Origin of the sequence: Micromonospora endolithica, assembly GCF_003626595.1 — a bacterium.
GTDB classification, from domain to species: domain Bacteria; phylum Actinomycetota; class Actinomycetes; order Mycobacteriales; family Micromonosporaceae; genus Micromonospora; species Micromonospora endolithica.
Genome location: NZ_RBAK01000005.1, coordinates 58,077 through 78,576 on the forward strand (window position 1 = coordinate 58,077; position 20,500 = coordinate 78,576).

The 20,500-nt window shown below is 68.7% G+C and carries 15 protein-coding genes; 8 read left to right on the plus strand and 7 right to left on the minus strand.

All coding sequences use genetic code 11. From position 1 onward, the window contains the following. Positions 1–44: 44 nt before the first annotated feature. The 3 genes from D7223_RS14690 to D7223_RS14700 form a co-directional block, all read right to left on the minus strand. Positions 45–725 (minus strand): HAD family hydrolase, encoded by a 681-nt coding sequence (locus D7223_RS14690; protein ID WP_238161982.1) that lies wholly within the window; start codon positions 723–725, stop codon positions 45–47. 117 nt (positions 726–842) lie between these two features. Then, a complete protein-coding gene (locus D7223_RS14695) occupies positions 843–1,718 on the minus strand; it encodes a DMT family transporter (RefSeq protein WP_120728967.1) in 876 nt (291 codons plus the stop codon). A 34-nt stretch (positions 1,719–1,752) separates the two neighbouring features. Further along, positions 1,753–3,090 (minus strand): NsdA family TPR-like regulatory protein, encoded by a 1,338-nt coding sequence (locus D7223_RS14700; protein WP_120728968.1) that lies wholly within the window; start codon positions 3,088–3,090, stop codon positions 1,753–1,755. Positions 3,091–3,182: 92 nt separating this feature from the next. Between D7223_RS14700 and D7223_RS32500 the strand changes: the two genes are divergently transcribed. The 7 genes from D7223_RS32500 (at position 3,183) to D7223_RS33555 (ending at position 9,250) form a co-directional block, all read left to right on the plus strand. Then, on the plus strand, positions 3,183–3,410 hold the full coding sequence (locus D7223_RS32500) for a hypothetical protein (protein WP_147252643.1): 228 nt from the start codon (positions 3,183–3,185) through the stop codon (positions 3,408–3,410). Further along, positions 3,410–4,816, plus strand: coding sequence for an APC family permease (locus D7223_RS14705; RefSeq protein ID WP_120728969.1), 1,407 nt, complete (start codon positions 3,410–3,412; stop codon positions 4,814–4,816). Before D7223_RS32500 ends, D7223_RS14705 begins: the two co-directional genes overlap by 1 nt. After that, positions 4,813–5,826 carry an acetamidase/formamidase family protein gene (locus tag D7223_RS14710; RefSeq protein WP_120728970.1) on the plus strand — a complete coding sequence of 338 codons (1,014 nt, stop codon included), beginning with the start codon at positions 4,813–4,815 and terminating at the stop codon, positions 5,824–5,826. The genes D7223_RS14705 and D7223_RS14710 overlap by 4 nt, the downstream gene beginning before the upstream one ends. Positions 5,827–5,838: 12 nt before the next feature. Beyond that, positions 5,839–6,519, plus strand: a complete 681-nt coding sequence (locus D7223_RS14715) for a GOLPH3/VPS74 family protein (RefSeq protein ID WP_120728971.1) — start codon at positions 5,839–5,841, stop codon at positions 6,517–6,519. Between the two features lie 24 nt (positions 6,520–6,543). Next, positions 6,544–7,212 carry a GNAT family N-acetyltransferase gene (locus tag D7223_RS14720; protein ID WP_186832307.1) on the plus strand — a complete coding sequence of 223 codons (669 nt, stop codon included), beginning with the start codon at positions 6,544–6,546 and terminating at the stop codon, positions 7,210–7,212. Positions 7,213–7,381: 169 nt separating this feature from the next. Beyond that, a complete protein-coding gene (locus tag D7223_RS14725) occupies positions 7,382–8,548 on the plus strand; it encodes a helix-turn-helix domain-containing protein (RefSeq protein WP_120728972.1) in 1,167 nt (388 codons plus the stop codon). 246 nt (positions 8,549–8,794) lie between these two features. Beyond that, entirely contained in the window at positions 8,795–9,250 is a 456-nt protein-coding gene (locus tag D7223_RS33555; protein ID WP_238161984.1) for an AfsR/SARP family transcriptional regulator, read from the plus strand. Positions 9,251–9,704: 454 nt separating this feature from the next. On the opposite strand, the gene D7223_RS14735 is transcribed toward D7223_RS33555, so the two are convergent. The 4 genes from D7223_RS14735 to D7223_RS14750 form a co-directional block, all read right to left on the minus strand. After that, a complete protein-coding gene (locus tag D7223_RS14735; RefSeq protein WP_120728973.1) occupies positions 9,705–12,920 on the minus strand; it encodes a type I restriction endonuclease subunit R in 3,216 nt (1,071 codons plus the stop codon). A 31-nt stretch (positions 12,921–12,951) separates the two neighbouring features. Further along, positions 12,952–14,193: a restriction endonuclease subunit S gene (locus D7223_RS14740; protein WP_147252642.1), complete on the minus strand. Its 1,242-nt coding sequence runs from the start codon at positions 14,191–14,193 to the stop codon at positions 12,952–12,954. Next, positions 14,190–15,758, minus strand: coding sequence for a type I restriction-modification system subunit M (locus D7223_RS14745; RefSeq protein WP_238161989.1), 1,569 nt, complete (start codon positions 15,756–15,758; stop codon positions 14,190–14,192). Before D7223_RS14745 ends, D7223_RS14740 begins: the two co-directional genes overlap by 4 nt. 65 nt (positions 15,759–15,823) lie before the next feature. Continuing rightward, on the minus strand, positions 15,824–17,860 hold the full coding sequence (locus tag D7223_RS14750) for an SAM-dependent DNA methyltransferase (protein ID WP_120728976.1): 2,037 nt from the start codon (positions 17,858–17,860) through the stop codon (positions 15,824–15,826). Between the two features lie 148 nt (positions 17,861–18,008). Between D7223_RS14750 and D7223_RS14755 the strand changes: the two genes are divergently transcribed. After that, positions 18,009–20,417 (plus strand): AAA family ATPase, encoded by a 2,409-nt coding sequence (locus D7223_RS14755; protein WP_120728977.1) that lies wholly within the window; start codon positions 18,009–18,011, stop codon positions 20,415–20,417. Positions 20,418–20,500: the final 83 nt, after the last annotated feature.

Genomic DNA, 20,500 nt, shown 5'->3' on the forward strand with positions numbered 1-20,500 from the left:
GGTCGATGTCCATGTCGGCCTTGCCGAGCGGTGATCCTGGCCTGTCAGCTCCTCGGCAGACTCAGCAGATCCGGCAACTCCGCCATGTCGGTGAAGAGCGCGTCAGCACCGTCGAGCGTCTGATCGGCCGGCACGAAGCCGAGTACGCGCATGCCAGCCGCCTGGGCGGCGGCGATTCCGGACGCGCTGTCCTCGACCACCACACAGCGCCGCGGATCTGCCCCACAGCGCTCAGCGGCCAAGAGGAACAGATCCGGAGCCGGCTTGCCGTGCGCGACGTCGGCAGCGGTGAAGATCCGGTGCTCGAAGTACCGTGCGAGCCCACTCGTCCGCAGCGTGAGGGCCACCTTCTCGGGGCGCCCGTTCGACGCCACGCAGAACGGAACATCGAGCAGGCGGATCACGTCCAGCACACCGGGCACCGGACGCACCCGAGCGCGAAGGGCCGCGTCAACGGACCGGGTGAGCGAGTCGAACCATCCTGCAGGGGTGGACGTGCCCAGTAGCGTGAGTACGCGCTCGGTGGCCTTCTCCTGGGATAGGCCGGCGAACTCCCGCTCACACTCCTCGTCGGTGATCTCGACGTCGAGCTGTCGTAGGTATCCCGCCAGCACACCGGCGACGATCGCCTCGCTGTCGACGAGCACCCCATCGCAGTCAAAGATCACGAGATCGGGGCGGCTGCCGGCGGCCACTTCGCTGTCCGCTTCACGCCCGCCTTGCACAGGTTCGATTGTCTCCCATCGGGCGACCCGGGGCGAGATGCGGAAGGCTGCGCCAACGCGCCCCGAGACCGCCGGGCATGACGCACGGTGAGCCCTGTCGAGGGGTGTAAACAGGCATCAGAGAGGCGTCGGCTCGCTGCGGTGGGCGGCGAGTACGGACCCGACAACGATCGCCGCGAGCCCGAGGATCGCAGCCATGCTGATCTGCTCGCGTAGGAAGGCCACGCCGAAGGCGACGGCGAAGGCGGGTGAGAGATAGAAGGCGAGCGCGGCGCGGGCCGGTCCGATCTGGGTGATGAGCTTGTAGAAAAGCGCGAGCGTCGCGCCCGTGCACGCGATCCCGAGCACGAGCAGGGCCGCTGTCCCTTCCAAGCCAGGCAACCTGCTCGGAACCGTCGCCGAGGCGGGCACGGCCACGGCTGCGGTGGTGACGAGCATGGCGGAGGTGGCGACACCGAGGGGCGGAGCCTCGGCGTACCTGCGATGTATCAGCATCGCGCCAGCGGCATAGCAGACCGCCGCGACGAGGATGAGCGCGCCGCCGAGCAGCGCCAGCCGACCTCCACGCAGGTCGACGCCGAAAAGCAAGACCAGGCCGACCAGGCCGAGGAGCACCCCGGTCAGGCCCTTCCAGCCTTGCGGACGCTCATCGGGTGCGAAGCGGAGGGCGAGGAGCGCGACGAACAGTGGCTGCGCACCGACGAGGATGCCGGCGACGCTCGCCGACACGTACTGCTGGCCATAGGTGAGCAGCAGCAGCGGCGCCGTGGACTGCACCAGCACCGTCTCGATGATCGCCCGAGGGCTGCGCCAAACGGGCCGAAGCGCGTCCCGGCGTATCGCGAGGGGAAGCAGCAGAAGCGCGGCGAGGAGCACGCGGCCAAGGACGACGAGCGCTGGCGAGAGATCGCGCAGAGCGACGGTGATGAGCGGGTACACCGCGCCCCACAGGGCGGACAGGATGACCAGTTCGATCCAGGAGCGGCGGGTCACAGCGGGTCGGACCGGGTCGACGTACGCACGCGCTCTAGTTAATCAGCACCTGCCGGTAGAGGCTCTGCACGCAGTCGAGGCCGGTCCAGGGCAGCAAATCGACCAGGAGCTGCCGTAGGCGCTTGCGGTTGCGTTCGGATCCAGTCCGGCGCGCGAGGACGTCGGCCTGGATGGCGGCGTGACAGGCCTGCTCGATCTGGTTCATCTGCGTGTACGCGACCGCGAGGTCGATAAAGGTGCCGGAGCGTTCCCGTACGAAGTCAGCGGGCAGCAGTGTCAACGCTTCGTAGAGCGAGCGGGTCGCCTCGGTGGGCCGGCTGAGTCGGGTCAGGCATCGACCCTTGAGTCGGGCGGCGTGGCAGTCGGCGTTGAAGAAGCTCAGCCAGGCGGGCGTGTTGGCCGCGCTGACGCCGTCGAAGACCCGCTCAGCTGCGGCCAGGGCGGCCATTCCCCGGCGAGGCTCGTCAAGGAGACCGTACGCCTCACCGATTGCCTCACTCAGCCAGGAGTTGACAGCGGCCGGCATGCCCTGCCCGCCGACGTCACGGGCGGTGCCCAGCAGGCTGAGGGCGGTACGGCCGTCACCGCGGTGCAGGTGGATCTGGCTGAGAACACCGAGACCATAGGAGTGCAGGGCTCGGTCGTTCGCCTTCTCGGCGAGCGAGATCGTGAGCCGGCAGAAGCCATGTGCCTGTTGGTAGCGCTGCGCGTCGATGGCGAACCAAGCCGCGAGCTGGGCGGCGTCGCCTGCGGCGCGCAGTAGCCGGTGATGGGTGCCGGTGTTGGTGGTGCGGTTGCTGACCTCCAGCATTCGGTGCAGGTGAGCGCCGAGATCTGCGCTTACCCGGCCGGAGCCCTCCCGGTAGTCGAGGTGCCGGTAGGTGTCGGTCAGGATCTCGAAGTCCTCGACGATCCGGTCGGTGACCCGGGTCAGGACCGTGCCGGCGGGCAGCGGAGCGCCAGTGCTGTGCTCGCCGGTCGATCGGCCAGCGTGCGGCTCCGGTTCGCTCTCGCGTAGGGCCGCTGTGTCGAGGTGGCTGTGGTCCTCGCCACCGAGCAGGTCGCCGGCCGCGCACCGGTAGAGAAACGCCAGCTTGTTCAGCGTGTCCAACGACGGGGCCCGGCCCGCCGGGCCCGGCCAGATCTCCCAGTACGAGATCTGCTTTGCGGTCTTCGGCGCCTCCGCGTCGGGCCACTGCTCGTTCCAACGCCGCGCCACGTCAGCCTGCGTCAAACCATGCGCGAGGCGGAAAGCCACCCGCGGGTTGAAGCGGTACCGCTTCCGCCAGTGCGAGGCGATCTGCCGGTACGTCCAGCCACTGGCGCGAAGCTCGTCGGCCTCCTGCTGGTAGCTACGCGCGCTCCTCGCCATCCCCGCCTCCGCCTCCGGGCCGCCGTGAGTAGCACGTTAGCGATCACCGTCGCTGTGACGGAAGCCATCCACCCGAGTACTCCCCGTGATCCGTGGAGTCCTGGCGGATCGGTGATCCCCACCAATCGGGGTCGATCTTTCCGGCTGCGGACGCGACCCTCGATCACGACGCAGATCGCCTGCTCAAGGGCATTGCCTGGCGGCACGCGATCCAGAACCGGCCGGAGGCGCGGGCGCTGATGGCGTCGCCCTCAAGCAGGTCGACCACCCACCACCTGGCGCTGCGCCCGAGCAATCGATGGGAAAAAGAGGCTCGCTGATGTATGAGCAAGACGAGTTAGCCCGATACGGCTACCGGCAGGAGTTGGCCCGGAGGCTGCGGTTCCGGGACTTGGTCGCCTATGGCTTGGTGTACATGGTGCCGATCGCGCCGATGGCGATCTTCGGCAGCGTCTACGCCGGCTCCGGCGGCATGGTGGCACTGGCGTACGCGGTGGGTGTGGTGGCGCTGGTGTTCACCGCGTTCTCCTACGCGCAGATGGTGAAGGCGTTCCCGATGTCGGGCAGCGTCTACAACTACGCCGGCCGGGGCATCAGCGCACCGGTCGGTTTCCTGGCCGGCTGGGTGATCCTGCTCGACTACGTTCTCGTGCCGGGTCTGCTGTACCTGGTGGCGTCGGTGGCGATGCACGCCACGGTCCCGGCGGTGCCGGTGTGGTTGTGGCTGCTCGGGTTCGTCGCGGTCAACACGGTCGTCAACTCGGTCGGCGTCCGGATGACCGCGATGGTGACCCGGGTGATGCTCGTCGGCGAGTTGATCGTCCTGGCGGTCTTCCTCGCGGTCGCCGGTTGGGCTCTTGCCTCGGGCAGGGGCAAGTTCAGCTGGGATGCCTTCTACAACTCCGACACGTTCACCTGGTCCCTCGTGGCCGGGGCGGTGTCGATCGCGGTGCTGTCCTTCCTGGGCTTCGACGGGATCAGCATGCTGGCCGAGGAGACCAAGGGCGGTTCCCGGCAGATCGGCCGGGCCATGGCCGCCGTCCTCGTCCTGGCCGGTGTGCTGTTCATCGCCCAGACCTGGCTGGCCGCGATGCTCGTCCCCGAGCCGGCCTCGCTGCTCAGCGACGGGGATCCGAACGGCACCGCCTTCTACGACGCCGCGGCCGTGGCTGGCGGAGGGTGGCTGGCGACGTTGTGCGCGGTGGCGACCGCGATCGCGTGGGGCCTGCCGAACTCGATGGTCGCGCAGGTCGCCACCTCACGCCTGCTGTACGCGATGGCCCGCGACCGGCAACTGCCTGCCTTCTTGGCGAAGGTGTCGATCCGCCGGAACGTGCCGATCAACGCGACCCTGCTCACCGGCGCCGTGTCCCTGGTGCTCGGCCTGTACATGGCCACCCGCGGCGACGGGATCACGCTGCTGTCGTCGCTGATCAACTTCGGGGCGATGGTCGCCTTCCTCGTTCTGCACGTCTCGGTGGTGGTGCACCACCTCATCCGCCAGGGCAGCGGCAACTGGTGGGCGCACCTGGTCATGCCCGGGATCGGGTTCGCGATCCTCGCCTACGTGGTGGTCAACGCCAACATCGCCGCGCAGCGCCTCGGTCTGGCCTGGCTCGCCCTGGGCACGGTTGTTCTCGCCGGCCTGTACCTGTCCGGCCGCCGGCCCGCCCTGTCGGGTCTGGCGCCCGCGCAGCCGCAGGCCCGCCACGTGGAACGGGTGTGACCGCCATGGACACGATCACCTACCGTCCCGCCCGCGACGAGCTGGCCTACACCTTCGGCGGCCGGATGCCGGTGGCCCACGTCCGCTCCGGCGACATCCTGCAGGTGCACACCGAGGACTGCTTCGGCGGTCTCGTGCGAGGGCCGGCGGACCTGCCGTCGCAGGTGTGCCGCATGCCATACCTGAACCCGGTGTCCGGGCCGTTCTTCGTCGAGGACGCCGAACCCGGCGACACCCTCGCCGTCCACCTCGCCGCCATCACCCCCGCCCGGAACTGGGGTGTGTCCTCGACGTTCCCGCACTTCGGGGCGTTGACCGGCACGTTCCACACTGCCACCCTGCAGCCGCCGCTTGAGGAGCGGGTGTGGGTGTACGACATCGACCGGCACGCCGGCACGGTCCGCTTCCACGCCACAGCCAGCGACCACTGCGTCGACCTGCCGCTGGACCCGATGATCGGCACGATCGGGGTCGCTCCTGGCGGGTTCGAGGCCCGCTCCACGATCGTCCCCGACAGCCATGGCGGGAACCTGGACACCCCGCAGCTGCGCGCCGGAACGACCCTCTACCTGGGGGTGAACGTGCACGGGGCGATGCTCGCCCTCGGCGACGGACACGCCCGCCAAGGCGAAGGCGAGGCCTGCGGGGTCGGGGTGGAAATCGCCACGACCACCACCCTGGCCATCGAGGTCATCAAGAGCACCCCAACGGTGTGGCCCCGGCTGGAGACCGACACGTCGATCATGTCGGTCGGCTGCGCCCGGCCTCTGGAGGACGCCTACCGAATCGCCCACCGCGACCTGGTCGCCTGGGCCAGCACGCTCACCGGCCTGGACGAGCTCGACACATACCAGCTGGTCTCGCAGGCGGGGCGGGCGCCGATCGGCAACGTGTGCGACCCGAACTACACGGCCCTCGCCGCCGTCGACAAGACGCTGCTGCCGGACCCGACCGCCGCCTACACGGGGGTACACGCCCGGCTGCGGCAGCGCGCGGCCGGGCGGGGATAGACGGCCGGTGCGATGACCGCGTCGATTCCTCAGCTGCCGCTGCGTGACGAGCTGTTCCTGCTTGGCCACAACGACGACACCGGCCAACCCCACATCCACCGGCAAGCCCTCTCTCTCGGCATGGCCGGCGCGGTCCTGACCGACCTGTACCTGGCCGGACGGATCGCCCTCGACGACACCGAGGACGCCAGCTCTGGCGGGCAGCAGCGGCTGTGGCTGCACCGCGACCGGCCTGTCGGCGACCTCATCGCCGACACCGCCATCGCCTCCATCCGCTACGCCAAATCCGCCCCGACGCTGCGCGGGTGGCTGACGTGGTTCGCCGAGGACCTGTACGAACGCACCCGCGCCGGCCTGCACGCCGGCGGGATCCTGCACCGCACCAGCCGACGCCGCCTCGGCGGCCTCGCCCGCACCGACGTCTACCTCGCCACCGACACCAAATGGGCGGTCGTGGCACGGTCCCGGCTGCGGTACCTCGCCGCCGGACGCGAACCGCCCGACAACCACACCGCCGCCCTCGCCGGCCTCGTCGCCTTCCTCGGCTTGGCCAGCCATCTCTATCTCGACGACACCGCTGCCGTCACCGGCCAGCTGCGGGCGATCGCCGAGCAGCACCACCGCCCGGTACGCGACATCACCGCCGCCGTCGACGCCGCGGTCGGTGACCTCGCCACCGCCGCCTACCGCTGACCCGTTTCTAAGGAGAACAGGTTCATGGACGCTGCCATGCGCATCCGCGCCGCCCGCTGGGCCGACAAAGACCCCGTCGCCGCGCTGATCGCCGTCGCCCTGCACCCCACGCCGCTCGCCGCCTGGCTCGTACCCGACCCAGCCGTGCGGTGCCGGGTGCTGACCGATGTCGCGGCGATCTGGGTGGAGCACGCCATGTTCTACGGCGACAGCCACGTCACCGACGACCTGAGCGCCGCCACCGTCGGGTTCCACCGCTACCGGCCAATCCCGCCACCGGCCAACTACCAAAGTCGACTGCGCGACGCGGCCGGTGCGCACGCCGACCGCTTTGACCAGCTCGATACCCTGCTGTCCGCAGCCCGGCCGATCGAGCCGCACTACCACCTGGCGTTTCTCGTCGTATACCCCGACGCCCAGCGAGCCGGGCGGGCGACGGCGATGGTCACCCACCACCGCAGCCGGCTCGACCGGATCGACCTGCCCTCCTGGACCGACACCACCACCAGCGCTCAGGCCCTGTACACCCGCCACGGCTACACCCCACGACCGTCGATCGTTCTGCCCGACGGGTCGGCCCTGTGCCCGATGCGCCGCGATCCCGACCGCAATTCCGGCACCTGGCCCACCAACCGTGCCCACCCCGCCGCAGCCGGCCAGACAAGTGCCGCCCCCTCAGCGACACGACGTTGAGGTGTCAGCGGCGGGAGATGCCGCAACGAATCACGCCCACATTTCGCCCGAGCTGACCGCAGCGCTGTCGACGCCGGCCGCCGTTGCCGGGCCTTCCCGCCACGCTCGCCAAACGGTCGTCGCCACCCACGTCCCAACATCAACGAGCTGTCCGAGGAACGTCGAGCCGATGGCCTACCCCCGCAAGTACTCTGACGACTTCATCAAGGCCGCCGTGCAACGGGTGGCCGCCGCACGTGACAACGGACATCGTGGTCCGATCTCCGCGGTCGCCCGCGAGCTGAACCTCGACCGGCGCCTCGTGCAGGACTGGGTCAGTAGGGCCCGGACCACCAGCGCCGCCGCACCCGACCCGCCGCCCGAAGCCGAGCCAGTCGTGGAACCGTCACCGGTTCTCCTGCCAGCTGATCTCCTGCTCTGCCGCACCTGCGAACAACCCATGACGAGTAACCCTGACGGGGACCGGGTCGTCTACCAGTGCCCGGGAAACTGTCGGCCGCACGGACTCGACGCCGCCGTCGTCACCGACACCGTCGGTCGGGCGGTCCTGCGCCACACACCCGCCATCGTCACCGCCACCGGTCACCCCAAGAGCGCCAACCTCGCCGCCGCGCACGCGGGCCGTGTCCTCGCCCGCGTCACAGCCGGGCTCACCGCCACCGACCTGCGCTTCACCTGGCGCGTCGCCCTCGCCCCGGCAGGCCATGCCGCGCCGGCCCTCGCTGAACGGCTGTGCTCAGCCCGAAACCTCGCGGCCACCGACCCGGTGCGCGCCCGAGAGGTCCTGCGCGACGCCCTCGCCGGCGTCGACCCATCCACCGCCGACGCGCACCCCGCCCTCGCCGACGCCGCGCACCTGCAGGCCGAGCTGCTCATCCGTCTAGGCAACCCCGCCGCCGCGATCCGCTGGGCCAGCTACGCCCACCACAGTCACGCGCACCTGCACGGCCCGTCCGCCCAGCCCGTCCTCACCGCTCTGCACACCCTCGCCACCGCCCACCGGCAGGCCGGGCATTACCAACGCGCGTACCACGCGTACCGACACCTCGCCGAACAACTCACCACCACCGCCGGGCCGGACGCCCACCCCACCCTCGCCACGCAGGCCACCCTCGCCCTCGTCCTGCGCGACCTCAGCCACTGCGGCGCCGCCCGACGCCTACTCGCCAACACCATCACCGCGCACCGCCGCGCCCACCCACATCACCGCGTCGCCGCCCGCATGCTTCAACACCTGCACGAGATGTGGCAGCACTGCGCAGACCGCGGACACAACCACCCCGACATCGAGGCTGATCCCATGGGAGATCAGCGTCAGGACAGTCGGGGGGACTGAGGCCTTCCGGCATCGCCAACGGTCACGTGGCCGACCGTCGATCAGCCGGTGCGCATTTGACCGGACCGTGGCAGGTCGACGGGTCTGTACCGTTGCGCCAATGAGCAACGAGTCCTCACACGCGAAGTCGAGGACGGTCACTGGCACCCAGCCGTGAACGACTCGCCACCGGGGAACCTTCCCACTATCAGTTCCGCGGGCGGTCACAGCGTTGAACCGCCGAGCAGCCGCGTCCCCGCTCACCCCATGGGCCGGCAGACCGATGCCGGGGCGAACCGAATCCGGGTCCAGGTGCTCGGCACACCGACGATCCTCGGCGTGCCCGACGGGCAGCACGTCCGCCCGCAGGCGATGGAGTTCCTCGTCTACCTGATCGTGCGCGGAGGATCGGCCTACCAGCACGACATCCTCAGCGACCTCCTCCCCGAACCGGCGCACCGCCTGGCCACACAACGGCTGCACACCTACACCTACAACCTGCGCCAGATCTTCCGCTCCATCAGCGGCAACAACACCCACCTGCGGCTACGCCGACACCACTACACCCTCAACACCGACGCCTTCGACGTCGATCTCTGGACCATGCGCGACGCCATCACCGCCGCCCAACACGCCACCAGCCCCGCAGCCAGCACCGCCGCCCTACGCCACGCGATCTCCGTCTACCGCGGACCCCTCGCTGCCAACACCGGATACCTATGACTCGCCTGGCACCAGCAAGCGGTAGCCCGCGAGTTCCTGACCGCGGCCGTCAAACTCGCCGAGGCACTCGCCCACCGCCCCGAAGAAGCCAACGCCGTCCTCGACATCGCCACCCACCACCACCCCGACGATGAACTCCTCACCTCCGCCGCTGCCACCATCCGTGATCGGCTGGGCTGACAGCCGCCCTCACCACCACCGCTGCCACAAGCGACCTGAAGGTCCCTGCACTAACCAAACCGGGTCCTGTCAGATTCTACGAACGCCTCAACTTCGTGATCTTGCAAGGTTCATCCGAAAGGTTGACGCCTAGAGCGGTGCAAATTATGTCAGAACCGACACCCACGAGTCACCAGAAGCACCATCGCCAGATGTCGGTCGGACCACCATCCACTTGGCGTCAGCGAGATGCGTAGCCCCACCATTCGACTGGGACATACGCGGCCCGATCCTGTCACCGTTGCGAGGCCGCACCTCCCGGAGCCCACTCGTTCGCGAACGTCTCCATCTGGCGAATGACCAGGTCGACGGCCTCACGCTCGTGATCGGGCGGATAGTCGTAGCGAGCCAGCAGGCGGCGGATATGGCTGCGGAGCTTGGCACGTACCGGTTCACGGGAGAACCAGTCCACCGTGATCGACGACTGGATCGACTTGACCAGCTGCCGGGCGATCTCCGCCAGGGTGCCAACACCCATGAGCTCCGTAGCCGCACCGTTTTGGGCAACGGCGTCGTAGAAGGCCAGTTCGGCGTGGTTGAGCGGAGGGTCGAACTGCTGGCCGCGCCGAGCGTCCGCGGACACCCGCTTGGCCAGCTCGACCAGCTCGACGATCAGCTGCGCGCTGGTCAGCTGCTGACGCATGTAGCGGTTCATCAGGTCTTCGAGCTGGGCGGAGAAACGTTCCTGACGGACCACGTTGTGCTTGGTGACCTCACGCATCTTCCGCTCGATCAGCCGGCGCAGCGCTGCGGCGGCCAGATGCGGGGTCTCCGAGTCCTGCAGGCGCTGCAACGCCACCCCGTTGAGTTCGGTGATGTCGAGCTTGCCGAGGCCCGCCTCCTCGTAGATGTCAGTGATGTCGGCGGCGTCGACCACCTCGGCGGCGAGCTGGGACAGGTAGCGTTCCACCTCGGCCGTGTTGGGCAGGCCTTTGGCCTCCCGATCGGCGGCCTCCTCCTTGACGATCCAGACCCGGACGTCACGGAAGTAGTGGATGTCGCGGCGCATCCGCTGGATGTCACCGGCGCGTTCGGAGAAGTCTCGGCTGGTCGCGCAGAGCGTATAGAAGCGTTCCAGCCGGCCCGCCGAGTCACGGAAACGCCGGTGCAGCGGCTTCGTGCCGGGTTCGACGTCGTTGCCGGGGGTTCGTGGGTTGCGTAGGAAGTTGGCGGCCTTCTTCACCGCCCGACGCCAGCGGGTCGGGTCCGTCTCGTCGTCCAGGATCTCCCGCCACTTGACCGGGGTCAGCATGGCCTCGAGGACAGAGATCTCGTTGTACACCTCGCTGATCGCCCGGTCGATCTCCCTTCCGAGGGTCTGGTCCTCCTGGTCGCTGGACGTGTACTCGGTGAGTGCCTTGCGCAGGTTCTCGGTCAGCGGGGCGTAGCCGACCAGCAGGCCGTCCTGCTTCTCCCGGAACCGGCGGTTGACCCGGGCGAGCGCCTGCATCAGGTTGGCGCCCTTCATCGGCCGGTCCATGTAGATGGTGTGGATCGGCGGCGCGTCGTAGCCGGTGAGCAGCATCGAGTGCACGATCAGCAGTTCCAGCTCGTCGTCCGGGTCCTTGGCGCGGGCCTGGATGGTCTTCTGCTGCGACGGGCGCAGGTGGTGCGGGCGGAGTAGCTCCTTGTCGCTGGGCACCCCATGGAAAACAATCTTCATCCTGCCCTTGTGGACGGCGGGGTCCGCCCAGTCGGGCCGAAGCTCCTTGAGGGCGTCGAAGACGCGGACGCAGATCTCCCGCGTCGCGCAGACCAGCATCGCCTTGCCCGGCCCGCCGAGCTGCGGCCGCATCAGCTCCCGCCGCTTCTCCCAGTGCTCGACGAGGTCCTTTGCGAGGGTCGCGACCCGGTCGGGGGCGCCGTAGACGGTGTTCATGGTGGCCGCGTACGCCTCGGCCCTGCGCCGCTCCGCGTCGTCCAGGCTGGCGGTGAGCTTCTTCACCTGCTCGTCGATGCTCTCCGGGTCAATGTCCGGTGGCAACGACACCGGAATGATCCGCGGCTCGTGGTAGACCCGCACGGTCGCCTCGTCGTCAACGGCACGCTTGAGGTCGTACACGTCGATGTGGTTGCCGAAGACGGCCTGGGTGTTCACCTCGGCGGTGGCGATCGGGGTGCCGGTGAAGGCGATGAACGTGGCGTGCGGCAGCGCGTCGCGGAGATGGCGAGCGTAACCGTCCAGGCTGTCGTAGTGGCTGCGATGCGCCTCGTCGACGATCACCAGGATGTTGCGCCGGCCGGAAAGGAGCGGATGCGGCCGGCCGGCGTCGCGCTCTTCCTTCGTACGCCCGAACTTCTGCAAGGTGGTGAAGATGATGCCGCCGGCGTTCCGGTTCGACAGCTTGTCCCGCAGCTCCGCGCGGGTGTCTGCCTGCTCCGGCTCCTGGCCCAGCAGCGTCTGGCTGTCAACGAACGTATCGAAGAGTTGGTCGTCGAGGTCGGTGCGGTCGGTGAGCACCACGATGGTCGGGTTCTTCAGGGCGGGGTGCCGGGCGGTCAACGCCGCCGTGCACACCATCTCCTCGGACTTGCCGGAGCCCTGGGTGTGCCAGACGACGCCCGCCTTCCCGTCACTCTGCGATGCCCGCACGATGCACTCGACGGCCCGGATGACCGCGAAGTGTTGGTGCGCCTTCGCGATCCGTTTCGCCTTCGACGTGAAGTTGACGAAGCCGCCGGTGAGCTGCAGGAAGCGCCGCTGGTTGAACAGTCCATAGAGGGCGACGGTGAGCGCCTCCGGGCCGTCGTAGTCGGGCGAGGTGGTGTCGACGCGTTCCCCCTCGTCATCGATTTTCCACGGCGCAAAGTGCTCGTAGGGGGTGAACGGGGTGCCGTACTTCGCGGTGACCCCGTCGGAGATCAGGCACAGCACGGCGTGCCGGAAGGCGAGCGGGAACTCCGCGAGGTACGCCTGTAGCTGGGCGTGCGCGCCCGTCAGCGTGGCGTTCTCGTCGGCGGCGTTCTTCAACTCGACGATCGCGACCGGCAGACCGTTGAGGTACAGCACGATGTCGAACCGGCGCCGGAAGTCGCCGTCGACGATCGTGACCTGGTTGATCGCCCGGTAGACGTTGCGGCGGGGGTCGTCCAGGTCGGCCAGGCGCACGGTGGGGTTGTGTTCGGCACCGAATGCGTCGGTGTACGTGATCGAGCGGATGCCGTGGACCAGCCGTTCGTGCGCCGCCCAGTTCTCAGCGAAAGCCTCCCGGCTGGCCACGTCGGTGGCGGCCCGCACCGCGTCGGCGATCGCGGGGGGCGGCAGGTCGGGGTTGAGCCGCTCGACCGCGGCCCGCAGGTCCTCCACGAGCACCAGATCGGCCCAGAACTGCCGCTGCCCCGACCCCGGCGCGAAATCCTTTCCGGCACCCGGCTCCCACCCGAGCTCACCGAGGTGATCCAGCGCGAGCGCCTCCCAGCCCGCCTCGTTCATCCACCCGCCCCCACCCATCCCAACCCCTCCCCGTAAACCCTTGCCCTACTTAAATCGTTTCTTCCACGGCTTCCACGGCTTCCCCGGCGTCTTTGACCCCCAACCGTCCCGCCATCAGTTCCGGTAGCAATGTGTCTCGTAGGGCAGCCAGGGTGCGCTTCTCCAGAAGGCTAGCTGCCACGCGACGATGAATGCCGGTAAGGACCTTTGAATAGTAGGCCCTGCGCTCGGGCTCCGGCAGTGGCAGCTTCCATGACGGCAGATCCGTTAGTGGGATCCGGTCCACTGTCGCTCCATGAATGGCGAGCTCTTTTATCTGGCGATGAAAGGCAGGGCTCAAGTACGAATGTAGCAACAAAGCGCCCGACGTATCCGGTGATTTGGGGCGCAGCGCTGCCATTCTTCGCCCTAGGCTTGCACGGATGCCGGGAAGCATCAGCGCCGCATCTCCCAAGCGTGTCTCATACGAGAATAGGACATCGCCTTCCTGCGGTTGAACGCGACGAGTCCATCGCGGGAAGTCCTCCTCTGCCATGAAGACGGACTCGTTGAGATCCAGCAGGCCATCTTTGAGGCTGCTGATGCTAAGGAACCAAGGGCCCTCAGGAACCTTCCGAGGTGTAGCGTGAGGCCCATCCAGTGCGGCCGCAACGTCGTCAATCGTCGTTTCCGTCTCAGGTTTTGAGGCATCGAAAATCGACTGTGCCAGCTCAATTGACGTTTTAGCGATACGCTCGTTGGCCACAATCTTATCATCGATCGCCTTCAGCAGCCTGACAATCCGCCGCTGCTCGACGAGGGCTGGCACCCGCAGCAACTCCGCGTCCAGGAACCGCTCGAACTGGAAGTTGCTAATTCCGGTTGACTGATTCTCGTAGGCGCCCGCCCGGCCGGAGTTGTACATGTCCTGCAGGCCGTAAAATGCGTACCGGGGCTCGACCAATGTGGTATCGAAGCGGACAACCCGGCAAAAGCTCGCCGGGATAACCGGACCCGCGAAGCAAGACAGTACGCCCTCGCCGATGAACAGAGTACGGCCGGTGGTCTGGCCGCGAGCGGCGCTGCCGCCGGAAATCTCCAGCACTACATCCCCTGGTCGCAGGACACGCTGGGCCAGCTTGGAACGCTTCTCCCAGCGCTGTGGCACCGCGTCTACTCGACCAGAGCGCACCGAGGCGAAATCGGTACCGCGGATAATCGACACCTGGTCGTGATCGTCGAGGGGGCTGTCCGAGCCCCATCCTCCACCCCGAGCGAACACCACCAGTTCTCTGAACGGGCGCTGCCTCATCCGAGCCTCCCGAGCTGCCCGCGCAGCGTTTCTTCCAGGTGGCGTGATTCGTCGAAGTGTGCGTACAGCTCCCTGGTGAGACGTTCGATGCGGTCGGCGAGCGGCTCGGCGTCCGGGTCTTCCTCAGCCTCGGCAGCGCCGACGTAGCGGCCCGGGGTGAGGACGTGGTCGTGGGCGGCCACCTCGTCCAGCTTCGCGGAGTAGCAGAAGCCGGGCACGTTCTCGTACGTCTGGCCCTTGGCCTTGGCGGACTTGGTGCCGCGCCAGGCGTGGTAGGTATCCGCAATCTTGGCGATGTCGTCGTCAGTCAGGATGCGCTCGGTGCGGTCGACCATGGTGCCGAGCGCGCGAGCATCGATGAAGAGGACCTCGTGGCGCCGGTCCGTCAGCGCCTTCCCGCCCTGCGGGGTCTTGTCCTTGGTCAGGAACCACAGGCACGCCGGGATGGCGGTGGTGCGGAACAGGTTCGGCGGCAGTGCGACCATGCAGGCCACTAGGTCCGCCTCGACCATCGCGCGGCGGATGTCGCCTTCGCCGGACTGCTTAGACGACATCGAGCCGTTTGCGAGGACGACGCCCGCGCTGCCGCGGTCGCCCAGCTTGTAGAGGATGTGCTGGAGCCAGGCGTAGTTGGCGTTGCTCTGCGGCGGCACGCCGTAGCGCCAGCGCGGGTCGGTCTCGCGCCGCGCCCAGTCGCTCATGTTGAACGGCGGGTTTGCCATGATGAAGTCGGCCCGCCGGTCCGGGTGCTTGTCGTCGGCGAACGTGTTGGCCCAGCGGTCGCCGATGCCGACCGGGTCCATGCCGTGGATGGCGAGGTTCATCTTCGCCAGCCGCCAGGTGCGCTCGTTGGCTTCCTGGCCGTAGACGGCGATGTCGTGGGTGTGGTCGCGGCCGGCGCGGGCCTCGACGAACTTCTTGGACTGCACGAACATGCCGCCGGATCCGCAGCACGGGTCGTAGACCCGGCCCTCGTAGGGCTCCAGCACCTCGACGAGAACCCGCACCACGCTGGACGGGGTGTAGAACTCGCCGGCTCGCTTGCCCTCGGCGCGGGCGAAGCGCTCTAGGAAGTACTCGTACACCTCGCCGAGGACGTCCTGTGCCTTGCGGTCGCCGTGGCCGGTGAAGCGGGCGTCGCTGATAAGGTCGACGAGTTCCTTCAACCGCTTCTGGTCGACGTTGTCCCGGTTGAAGATCTTCGGGAGGACGCCGGTCAGCGCCCTATTCTCCTGCATGATCGCGTCCATGGCGTTGTCGAGCAGTTCGCCGACGCCGCTGGGGGCGTTCTCCACCAGATAGTCCCAGCGGGCGGTCTCGGGGACCCAGAAGACATTGGCGCTGGTGTACTCGTCCCGCTCGTCGAGGAACTCGGCGCGGCGGTTCTCCGGGATGTCGGCGAGGCTGTCGGCGATCTGGTCGCGGCGCTCGGCGAACGCGTCGGAGACGTACTTGAGGAAGACCAGGCCGAGGACGAACTCCTTGTACTGGGCGGCATCCATGGAGCCCCGCAGCTTGTCGGCGGCCTTCCACAGAATGTCCTGGATCTGCTTTGTGCTGGACACGCCGAACAGCTCGGCCTGTCCATTGGCGCGTTTACGTGGGGGCACTATGTGTTCCGTTCTCTCGTTCAGGAGTTCGTACCGTACAGAGTCGTGAGGGTGCCGTCGGCGAAGCCGGTCACGATGAGTTCGCGCAACGTCGCCAGGAGGTCGGCCTGCCGCTGCAGTAGGTGCTCGCGTTCTTCCAGACGGCGAAGCGCCTCGTCCAAGCGAGCCGCCTCCTCACGAGCCAGGTCGGCGATCGTGGCGTCCATCAGTCGCGGCCCCCGCACTGCACCAGGGCTGCGCGCCATGTTGCGGGCAGTGCCCAGGAGTGCCGCCAGCACTCGGGGAGTGAACGGGTCGCTAGAGGAGATACGTAGGCCGCTGGCCGGAAACTCGATCACCGAAAAGCCTTCGTTATCGAGGAGAACCCCGAACCGGGGGACGCTGGTGACCACGAGGTCACCCGGTTCGGTGAAAGCGACCTGCGGGTACTGCGCGGCGAGGGTGAGCCGGTCCATCCAGCGCTTGGACGACTGCGCCAGCACCTCTGTAGTGCCGATGACCCGATGGTGGCCCCGCGGGCCGACATGCTCGGGGTTCAGGCGGTGCCCGGTGAGGGGGCGGACCCGGCGAGCCGTTCGTAGCGCCTCGCAAGAAAGCTCCTTCGGGCTGATTCCCTCGCGATGCACCGCTCCGGTGTTCAGGAAGCCATTCTCCTTCCCGTACCGGACGGCCTCTTGCTCAGCATCGGTGAGACGCCCCTCGACCTCGCCGATGAGTGCGGGGCGGTCGGCGGCCAGGCGGGCGCGGAGAGTAACTGACGCTGGTCCGGGCGGCCGGAGCGCGGCAGCCCGACGCAGGTCGAGGCTCTCCAGCGGGACGATTCGACCGGTCCGAGGGTCGTGGCCGTCGCTGCGGTGCCCCTCGGCGCGCCAGAGGAGGATGTCCTCAGCTGCGGACTCGACAGTGGTGTGGTCAAGCGCGTGACCGCTGAGGTCGGCGAGTAGCACGCGGCCCTTGGTGGTGGGGAGCGGGTCCCGGGTCAGAAGCCACAGAGCGGCGCGATGACCTGGCCTGGCCGGGTAGACGCCGCCCGGCAGTTGCACAACTGCCTCGACGATGCCGCTGCTCAGCAGCGCGGACCGGCGCAACGCCGCTGGCCCGTCCCGTAGTTGGTCAACGAGACTGCTGGCAGGGCCGACGATGATGGCCGTGCGGCCCGGACCGAGCAGATCGGCGATCGCTTCAACCCGGTCGAGGTCGGCGAGGGCTTCTCGGCTCTCCGCCGGTTGGTAGGGGAGCCGAGTGACGATGAGGTCCGGTTCGGCGAACTCCTCGTTCAGCTCATCGGCGCGCACGTCGAACTGGAACTCGGGTAACTCGGCGAGGAGTAACTGCCGGCGCACCAGACGGGCGAGTTCCTCGTCGGCGACGACCGCGTTGACTCGCAGATTGTCGCGGTCCTGGTCGCTTACCAGCGCTGTCAGTAGGTCGCCTGCGCCCGCGTTGCCGTCGGCGATGTTGAGGGTACGGTGGGCGCGCAGCCGGGTCGGTACGTCGGCCACCCGACGGATCAGGGCGACCGTCTCCGGGGTGAGTGCATCCGCTGTCAGCTCAGGCCAGCCGAGGCGGTTGGCGGAGCTGAGCAGGAACTGACAGCTGTGCCAGGGGTCGAAGGCTCCCTCGATCAGTTGCTCGACCAGTTGGGCGAGCCCGGTCGGTTCAGGGGCATCGGCCAGCTCGTGCAGCAGAAACTCGTCTTCGGGGTCGAGGCGGCGAGCCAGCGGCAGAGGATCGGCTGGCAGTGCCTCGCCGGAGAGGTGGCGGAGGCAGAGCGCGGTGCCGAGGACGACGACCGTGCGTCGGCCGCCGTGCCGCCGGGCGTACGCCGTCAGCGTGTGCATGGACCGCTCGGCGCGCAGGGTGTCCGGGTCGGCGTGGCCGAGCCCGGTCCGGAGTAGCCAAGCCACGACCGCGTCGGCGGGAAACAACGGCTGTACATGGTTGCCCGGAACGGGCGCAGGGAAGTCGGGGTGCCGCCGGCGCCAAGTCGTTACCGCAGGCTTTTTGACCCGCGCGAGCAGCGCGATCTCGCGCTGCGACATCAGCTCCGCCTCCACGATTCACCTCCTCGCTCTGGCGATCAAGGTACGAGTCCTGGACCGTGAGGACGACCGTGGATCTGTTATCCCGGGATAACAGTGTGTAGGGCAGTGTAGGCGACCAATCTGCGGTTCCCTCGATGCGCCAACGACATCAGGGGGTCTGATGAACGACACGCTCACGCTCTACCAGGAGCTCGTTGACCGCCTTCAGCGGTCCCAGGTGCCCGGCCCGGTCAGCGACCTGGTTCTTGCCGCCTTCCACGGCGGGCAGGTTCTCGATGACGTACTGCGAGGTGAGGCCCTCCCGCCGTCGCCCGAGTTGGGTGAGGCGGGCGGTGCAACACCGCAGGCATTCCTGGAAGAGGTCCGGGTTGCCGGCTTCCGCGGGATCGGCCAGCAGGTCACGGTTGGGCGGCTGCCCAAGACCGGGCTGACCGTGTTCGTGGGCCGTAACGGCTCCGGGAAGTCCAGCATCGCCGAGGCCGTCGAGTACGCGCTGACCGACGATTCCCTGCGCTGGGCGCAGCGCCCGCCGGCCTTCCGCGAAGGCTGGCGGAACCTGCACCACGACGGCGCATCGGAGATCCGCCTCAGCCTTCGCCTCGACTCCGGCCAGCAGGTGACGACCCACCGCACCTGGCCGGCCGGGGCCTCCGACCTGACCTCCGGGACGGTCACCACGACCATGGGCGGCGCCGCGATGCCGCCCGGTCAGGCGCCGGAGTGGATCGATCAGGCCACCAGGTACCGGCCGTTCCTTTCTGCCCGCGACCTCGAACGGGTCATCACCGCGAAGCCGACCGAGCTGTACGACGCGATCGCGCCGATCCTCGGCCTGGGCCCGCTACGCGACACCGACGCCCGGCTGCAGCAGCGGCGCAAGGTCTACGACGACCGGGCCAAGGCGCTCAAGGCGGCCTTCACCGAGCTGCGCGAACAGCTCGGCCAGGTCGACGACGACCGTGCCCGCGACGCCCTGAGCGCGCTCGGTGCCCGTCCGCTCCGCGCAAACCTGACCCTGCTGGCTGACCTCGCCTGCGGCGACACCGCCACGTCGGAGGAACCTGCAGCGGCAGCCGCCCGGCGGCTCGCTCAGCAGGACTTGCCCGACCTGGGTGGGGCGCTGGTTGCCCTCGCCGAGTCTGCGGCGGCGATGCGTGAGGCGACCGCGACCGACAGCGGCGCCGCGGATCGAAGCGCTCGGCTGCTGCGGGCTGCGCTCGACGTGCACCACGATCGTGGAAACGGCCCTTGCCCGGTGTGCCGCGTCGGGACCCTGGACCAGGACTGGCGTACGCAGGCCGAGGAGGAACTCGCCACGATCGCCGCGGTCGCCGCGGCGGCACGCGCGGCCCAGCAGGCTCACGCGCACGCCCGGCGTACGGTCGATGGGCTGCTCGGCGACATCCACCGGCTGCTGGCACCGGCCGCTGCCACTCTGGCGCCCTACGTCCCCGGCGAGAGCGCGGCGATGTGCGAAGCTCTCGCCGGCCTCGGCCCCGATCGGGTCTCCTGGGACAGCGTCGTCGCGGCGCACACCACCCTCGTGAAGGCGGCGGCCGGCTGGCTCGCCCAGCGTCAAGACGCCTGGCGCGAGCCCGGCGCCGCGATCCGCCGGTGGGTCGACGCCGCGGCCATGGTCCGCGCCGAGGCGCCGGCCCTGGCTCTGCTCACCAAGGCTCGTGCGGCTCTCGACACCGCCGAGAAGGCGATCCGTGCCGACCGACTGGGCAGCTTCGCCGCGCAGTCGGACCGGATCTGGCAGAAGCTGCGGCAGGAGAGCAACGTCGAGCTGCGCCGGCTGCGGATGGAAGGGGTGAACAACACCCGCCGGATCCTGTTCCCCGTAGCCGCCGACGGCGTCGAGACCAGCGCGCTCGCGGTGATGAGCCAGGGTGAGCTGCACGCCCTCGGCCTCGCGGTCTTCCTGCCCCGTGCCTGCGCCGACACCAGCCCGTACCGGTTCGTGATCATCGACGACCCGGTGCAGAGCATGGATCCCACCAAGATCGACGGCTTGGCCGAGGTGCTGCGGGAGATCGCCCTGACCCGGCAGGTCATCGTGTTCACCCACGACGACCGACTGCCGGAAGCGATCCGCCGCCTCGACATCGAGGCCGACGTCCGGGAGGTCACTCGCCGCGAGGGCTCGATCGTCGAGGTCCGGAAGGTCTGCGACCCGGCGGACCGCTACCTCGACGATGCCCGCGCCCTGGTCGCCGCGGACATCGCGGACGAGGCGAAGTATCTGATGGTCGCCGGGTTCTGCCGGTCCGCGATCGAGTCGGTGAGCATGGATCGCTACCGGGCCGCCGAGCATCGGCGCGGCACGCCCTACCAGCAGATCCAGGAAGGGCTCAGCCGGGCGCACACCGTCAAGGACCGGCTCAGCCTCGGGCTCTTCGGCCGCCTCGTACCCCGACCGGAGCTCTTCGCTCGTCTCGACCGTGACTACGGCACGCAGGCCACCCGGACGGTCAAAGCGGTGGCGGATGCGGTCCACGGCCACCGGAGCATGCCCGTCCGGGCGATGGTCGCCAACACCGCTGCGCTCGTGGGGCGGTTGCGATGACGACGTCCCTGTACCTCGCCACCGCCGACCGGATGCTGAGTAGCGTCATCCGAGGCACCCGTGGAGCCTGGCCCCGTGCGTGC

Excerpts from the sequence above, each read along its gene's own strand:
- D7223_RS14700 (WP_120728968.1), bottom strand. The coding sequence starts at position 3,090 with ATGGCGAGGAGCGCGCGTAGCTACCAGCAGGAGGCCGACGAGCTTCGC.
- D7223_RS14705 (WP_120728969.1), top strand. The coding sequence starts at position 3,410 with ATGTATGAGCAAGACGAGTTAGCCCGATACGGCTACCGGCAGGAGTTG.
- D7223_RS14715 (WP_120728971.1), top strand. The coding sequence starts at position 5,839 with ATGACCGCGTCGATTCCTCAGCTGCCGCTGCGTGACGAGCTGTTCCTG.
- D7223_RS14720 (WP_186832307.1), top strand. The coding sequence starts at position 6,544 with ATGGACGCTGCCATGCGCATCCGCGCCGCCCGCTGGGCCGACAAAGAC.
- D7223_RS14725 (WP_120728972.1), top strand. The coding sequence starts at position 7,382 with ATGGCCTACCCCCGCAAGTACTCTGACGACTTCATCAAGGCCGCCGTG.
- D7223_RS33555 (WP_238161984.1), top strand. The coding sequence starts at position 8,795 with ATGGGCCGGCAGACCGATGCCGGGGCGAACCGAATCCGGGTCCAGGTG.
- D7223_RS14735 (WP_120728973.1), bottom strand. The coding sequence starts at position 12,920 with ATGGGTGGGGGCGGGTGGATGAACGAGGCGGGCTGGGAGGCGCTCGCG.
- D7223_RS14740 (WP_147252642.1), bottom strand. The coding sequence starts at position 14,193 with ATGAGGCAGCGCCCGTTCAGAGAACTGGTGGTGTTCGCTCGGGGTGGA.
- D7223_RS14755 (WP_120728977.1), top strand. The coding sequence starts at position 18,009 with ATGAACGACACGCTCACGCTCTACCAGGAGCTCGTTGACCGCCTTCAG.